The organism is Rhizobacter sp. P3_B12 (genome assembly GCF_056402895.1).
This window is the reverse complement of record NZ_JBFUGN010000418.1, coordinates 1-5,137: the sequence shown is the minus strand read 5'-3', so window position 1 is coordinate 5,137 and position 5,137 is coordinate 1. Positions and strand designations below refer to the sequence as shown.

The following is a 5,137-nucleotide window of genomic DNA, read 5'->3' as shown; positions in this document are numbered from 1 at the left end:
CTTGTCGAACGCGACGATGTCGACCTGCCGCGCGCGTTCCAGCGCCTCGGCGTCCTTGATCAGGATGCCGCGCCGCGCCGCGACGCCGGTGCCCGCCATCAGCGCCGCCGGCGTCGCCAGGCCCAGCGCGCACGGGCAGGCGATCACCAGCACCGCCACCGCGTTCAGCACCGCCTGCTCCCAGCCCCCGGTCGCCACGCCCCAGCCAAGCAGCGTGACGAAGGCGAGCGCCAGCACGACCGGCACGAACACCGCGCTGACGCGGTCGACCAGCTGCTGGATCGGCGCCTTCTTCGCCTGCGCCGATTCGACCAGGTGGACGATGCGCGACAGCGCCGACGCGGCGCCGAGCGTCGTCGCACGCACCAGCAGCAGCCCTTCGCCGTTGACCGCCCCGCCGATGACGCGCGCGCCCGGCTGGCGCAGCACCGGCAGGCCTTCGCCGGTGATCAGCGATTCATCGACATGGCTCTCGCCTTCGAGCACCTCGCCATCGACCGGCATGCGCTCGCCGGCCCGCACGACGACGAGGTCGCCGACCTGCAGCTGCGCGATCGGCAGGTCGCGCTCGACGCCGTCGCGGCGCACCCGCGCCGTCTGCGGGCGCAGTGCGTTCAGCGCCTGGATCGCATCGGTGGCCTGGCGCTTCGCGCGCTGCTCCAGCCACTTGCCGAGCAGCACCAGCGTGATCACCACCGCCGACGCCTCGAAATACAGGTGGCCGTGGCCGCCCTGCGCCCCGTGCACCAGCAGCTGCTGCACGCTGAGCCCGAAGGCGGCCGAGGTGCCGAGCGCGACCAGCAGGTCCATGTTGCCGGTGCGCGCGCGCAGCGCCTTCCAGCCGGCGCGGTAGAAGCGGGCGCCGAGCACGAACTGCACCGGCGCCGCGAGCAGCAGCTGCAGCCAGCCCGGCAGCATCGCGTCGACACCGGCGAGCGACAGCAGCATCGGCAGCACCAGTGGCAGCGACAACGCAGCGGCCGCGATCACCGGCCAGGCCGGGGCTGCGGCCGCGGGCGCCTCGTCGTCCTCGTGCACATGCGCCGCATAGCCCGCGTTCTCGACGGCCGCGAGCAGCGCCGCCGCATCGCCGCTGCTCGTCTGCACCTCGGCGCGCTCGGTCGCCAGGTTGACGGTCGCCGACAGCACGCCCGGCACGCGCTGCAAGGCTTTCTCGACGCGCGTGACGCACGACGCGCAGGTCATGCCGTCGATGCTGAGGGACAGGGAATTCGTGTTCATGACGCGACTGTCGACCTTACCATCATGGCAAGGTCAAGGCCTTGTGCGTCGTGGGGCTTCGCGCCGAGGCTTGACCCTGCCACCGTGGCAAGCTTCACAGTGCGTGACTGTCGACCGATGTCATTGGAGAGAGAGATGATCGAATTTCAAGTGGACGGGATGAGCTGCGGCCACTGCGTCAAGGCGGTGACACAGGCGCTGAAAGAGGCGGATCCGCACGCGCTGGTGGTGGTGAACCTGGCGGAACACACCGTCGAGGTGGAATCGGCGTCGGACCGGAGCCTCCTCGCGGCGGCGCTGACCGAGGCGGGGTACCCGCCCCGGTAGCCTCAGTGGCTGCGGATCATCGTGCCGTAGGCCTGTTCCGTCAGGATCTCGAGCAGCATCGCGTGCGGCACGCGGCCGTCGATGATGTGCACGGTGTTCACGCCGTTCTTCGCGGCGTCGAGCGCCGACGCGATCTTCGGCAGCATGCCGCCGCTGATCGTGCCGTCGTCGAACAGCTCGTCGATCTCGCGCGCCGACAGGTTGGTCAGCAGCTTGCCCTGCTTGTCGAGCACGCCGGGGATGTTGGTCAGCATCAGCAGCTTCTCGGCCTTCAGCACCTCGGCCAGCTTGCCGGCCACCACGTCGGCGTTGATGTTGTAGTTCTCGTTCTCCGAGCCGAAGCCGAGCGGCGAGATCACCGGGATGAACTGGTCGTCCTGCAGCGCCTTGACGACCGAYGGGTCGATCGACTCGATCTCGCCGACCTGGCCGACATCGTGCACCTTGGTCGGGTCGTCGCGGTCGACCATCTTCAGCTTGTGCGCGCGGATCAGCCCGCCGTCACGCCCGGTCAGGCCGACGGCCTTGCCGCCGACCGCATTGATCAGCCCGACGATGTCCTGCTGCACCTGGCCGGCCAGCACCCACTCGACCACTTCCATGGTCTCCTCGTCGGTGACGCGCATGCCCTGGATGAAGGTGCCCTTCTTGCCGATCTTGGCCAGCGCGTCCTCGATCTGCGGCCCGCCGCCGTGCACCACCACCGGGTTGATGCCCACCAGCTTCAGCAGCACCACGTCTTCGGCGAAATCCTGCTGCAGCGCCGGATCGGTCATCGCGTTGCCGCCGTACTTGATGACCATGGTCTTGCCATGGAACTTGCGGATGTACGGCAAGGCCTGCGCCAGGATCTCCGCCTTGTCGCGCGGGGCGATGTGCGAGAGATCGGGACCGTGGTTGTGACCGACGGGCTTGTCGGCGGGGGGCTCGTTGTTCATGAGGAGGCTTTCCGGAACGCGGCCGCCACGGACCGCTGCGGCGCGAATTGTAGGGTCGGGATTCAGGTCGTGTGCACGCCGCGTCCGGTCGGGGGCACGCCGCCCGGCGCATCCTTCGACAGCGCCATCACGATGCCGCACAGCTMCTGGGCCCGCTGCTGGCCGCACACCTGCGTCAGCAGCTCCAGCTGGCGCTCCAGCACCTGCAGGCTCGCCAGCCGCTCGCGCACGTGCGCCAGGTGGCCCTCGATCACCGCATCCACCTTCGAGCAATCGGCCTGCGGGTGGTCCAGGAAGTCGAGCAGCGGGCGCACCTCGTCCAGGCTCATGTCCAGCGACCGGCAGTTGCGAATGAAGCGCAGCCGTTGCACATCGGCCTCGGTGTAGCGGCGGTAATTGTTGCCGGCACGCGCCGGCAGCGGCAGCAGCCCGGCCTTCTCGTAGTGCCGGATGGTGTCGGCCGGCACGCCGGTGGCTTCGGATACATCCTTGATGCGCATGGGGACTTGACCTTGGAGGGACTCCAGGCTTTCGAATGTGCCACAGCGCTTCCGCCTTGCCACGAGTTGTCCATGTCACGACATTGCTGCGATCACGACCACCAGAGCCCTGCCCACGCCCATGACGGGGCCGGCGGCCACGGCCATTCCCATGACCACCTGCCCACCGGCCCGGTGTCGGCCGCCTACCGCCGCGTGCTGTGGGTCGCGCTGGTGCTGAACGCCGGCATGGCCGTGCTGGAGATCGGCGGCGGCGTGCATGCCGATTCGGCCTCGCTGCTGGCCGATGCGGCCGATTTCTTCGGCGATGCCGTCAACTACGGGCTGAGCCTGGTCGCTCTCGGCATGGCCGCGGTCTGGCGGCCGCGGGTCGCCTGGTTCAAGGGCGCGACGATGGCGGTCTATGGCGCCGGCGTGCTGGGGCTGGCGCTGTGGCACGCCTGGTACGGCGCGTCGCCGGCACCGGCCACGATGGGCTGGATCGGCGGGCTGGCGCTGGCGGTGAACCTGGGCGTCGCGCTGCTGCTCTACCGCTTCCGCGAGGGCGATGCCAACATGCGCTCGGTGTGGTTGTGCAGCCGCAACGATGCGATCGGCAATGCCGCGGTGCTGCTGGCGGCGGTCGGCGTGTTCGGCACCGGCACGATGTGGCCCGATGTGGTGGTCGCGCTGCTGATGGCCGGCCTCGGCCTGCAGGGCGGCATCGCGGTGATGCGGCATGCCCGGACCGAGTTGCGGCAGGCCCTTGTGACCGGCGCATCGGCCCCCACCTGAGGGCCGCAAGCCTCCTTTATCGAGGTCCTCCTGAAAGAGAAAGGCAAACGGACATGAAACGACTTCTTGCCATGCTGGCCTTCGTGGCCATGGGTCTGGTGTCGGCCGCGGCGTTCGCGCTGCCGTCCGTCACCGAGGTGCAGGCCGAGGTGCAGAAGGGCAATTACGCCCAGGCCGAGGTGCTGATGCGCGACGTGGTCGCGGCCAAGCCCGGCAGCGCGAAGGCGCACTACGTCTACGCCGAGATCCTGGCGCACAACAAGCGCTTCGAGTTCGCGCTGCAGGAGGCCCGCCTCGCGCAGCAGCTCGACCCGGCGATCGGCTTCACGCAGCCCGACAAGTTCAAGAGCTTCGAGCAGTTGCTGGAGCGTGAGCAGCGCGCCACCACCTCGGCCGGCGGCACGGCAGCCGGTACCGGCACCGCGGTGCAGGCGCCGCGCGCCGCCGCACAGCGCGGCAGCGGCATCCCCGGCTGGATCTGGGGCGTCGGCTTCGCGGTGATCGCGGTGCTGCTGTGGCGCATGTTCAGCGCCCGCCGCAACGCGCAGTCGATGACGCCCGCCTACGGCGGCATGCAGAGCGGCGGCTACGGCCCCAACTACAGCCCGATGGGCGGCGGCCAGGGCAGCGGCATGCTGGGCACCGGCCTCGCAGCGGCAGGCGGCTTCGCGGCCGGCATGCTCGCCGAGAAGATGCTGGACGGCAACCGCGACGGCGGCTCCTCGTCGGCCAGCCATGCGTCGGATGGGGGCATGAGCCCTGGCTACTTCGACAACGGCGCGGCCGATGAGCTGTCGAACCGCTCGGTCGATTTCGGCTCGGGCGGCGACTGGGACAGCGGTGGCGGTGGCGGGGGTGGCTCGGACGGCGGCGGCAGCGACGGCTGGTGACCGCCGCGGCGGGTAGCCGTCATCACCCGGCGCCCGGTGCCGGGTTCAGCACCGCGTGCACGATGCCGCCCAGTTGCTCCAGCGTGTACTCCTTCTGCATCAGGCCCTTGACGCCGGCCTGCTGCGCCGCGGCCCGCATCTCGTCGGAGATGAAGCCCGAGCTGATCACCACCGGCAGGTCGGCGCGGATGCGCGCGATCTCGACCGCCAGCTCCATGCCGGTCAGCTCCGGCATGTTGTAGTCGGTCACCACCAGGTCGTAGCCCGCGGGGTCGGCCTGCAGCTTGGCCGCCGCCTCGCGCGGCTGGTCGATGCCGGTCACGCGGTAGCCGGCGCGCTGCAGCAGGCTCTCCACCATCAGCAGCATCGCCGGGTCGTCGTCGACCACCATCACGTGCTGGCCGCGGCCCGCCGGCACGCGCACCGGCTCGGCGGTGGCGTCGCCGCGCTGCGGCCGGTGCGGCAG

The 5,137-nt window shown here is 70.2% G+C and carries 7 protein-coding genes; 3 read left to right on the top strand and 4 right to left on the bottom strand.

Annotation, left to right across the window (positions count from 1 at the left end):
• Positions 1 to 1,242: heavy metal translocating P-type ATPase (locus tag AC1D01_RS20085; protein WP_477869362.1), on the bottom strand; the 1,242-nt coding region annotated here is incomplete at its 3' end.
• Positions 1,243 to 1,377: 135 nt separating this feature from the next.
• On the opposite strand from AC1D01_RS20085, the gene AC1D01_RS20080 reads away from it, so the two are divergent.
• Positions 1,378 to 1,569: a heavy-metal-associated domain-containing protein gene (locus tag AC1D01_RS20080; RefSeq protein WP_073465611.1), complete on the top strand. Its 192-nt coding sequence runs from the start codon at positions 1,378 to 1,380 to the stop codon at positions 1,567 to 1,569.
• 2 nt (positions 1,570 to 1,571) lie between these two features.
• Here AC1D01_RS20080 and argB read toward each other — a convergent pair whose 3' ends face one another.
• Together argB and AC1D01_RS20070 are read right to left on the bottom strand one after the other, a co-directional pair.
• The gene (gene argB, locus AC1D01_RS20075) at positions 1,572 to 2,507 is read right to left on the bottom strand and encodes an acetylglutamate kinase (RefSeq protein ID WP_047500810.1); all 936 of its coding nucleotides are present in this window, start codon (positions 2,505 to 2,507) and stop codon (positions 1,572 to 1,574) included.
• A gap of 62 nt (positions 2,508 to 2,569) precedes the next feature.
• Complete coding sequence (locus AC1D01_RS20070) at positions 2,570 to 3,007, bottom strand: Cd(II)/Pb(II)-responsive transcriptional regulator (RefSeq protein ID WP_477869359.1); 438 nt, start codon at positions 3,005 to 3,007, stop codon at positions 2,570 to 2,572.
• 72 nt (positions 3,008 to 3,079) lie between these two features.
• On the opposite strand from AC1D01_RS20070, the gene AC1D01_RS20065 reads away from it, so the two are divergent.
• Positions 3,080 to 3,781 (top strand): cation efflux transmembrane domain-containing protein, encoded by a 702-nt coding sequence (locus AC1D01_RS20065; RefSeq protein ID WP_477869357.1) that lies wholly within the window; start codon positions 3,080 to 3,082, stop codon positions 3,779 to 3,781.
• 53 nt (positions 3,782 to 3,834) lie between these two features.
• Positions 3,835 to 4,671, top strand: coding sequence for a tetratricopeptide repeat protein (locus tag AC1D01_RS20060; protein ID WP_477869355.1), 837 nt, complete (start codon positions 3,835 to 3,837; stop codon positions 4,669 to 4,671).
• 22 nt (positions 4,672 to 4,693) lie between these two features.
• Here AC1D01_RS20060 and AC1D01_RS20055 read toward each other — a convergent pair.
• Positions 4,694 to 5,137 (bottom strand): response regulator (locus AC1D01_RS20055; protein ID WP_477869353.1); only part of this gene is annotated, 444 nt, incomplete at its 5' end.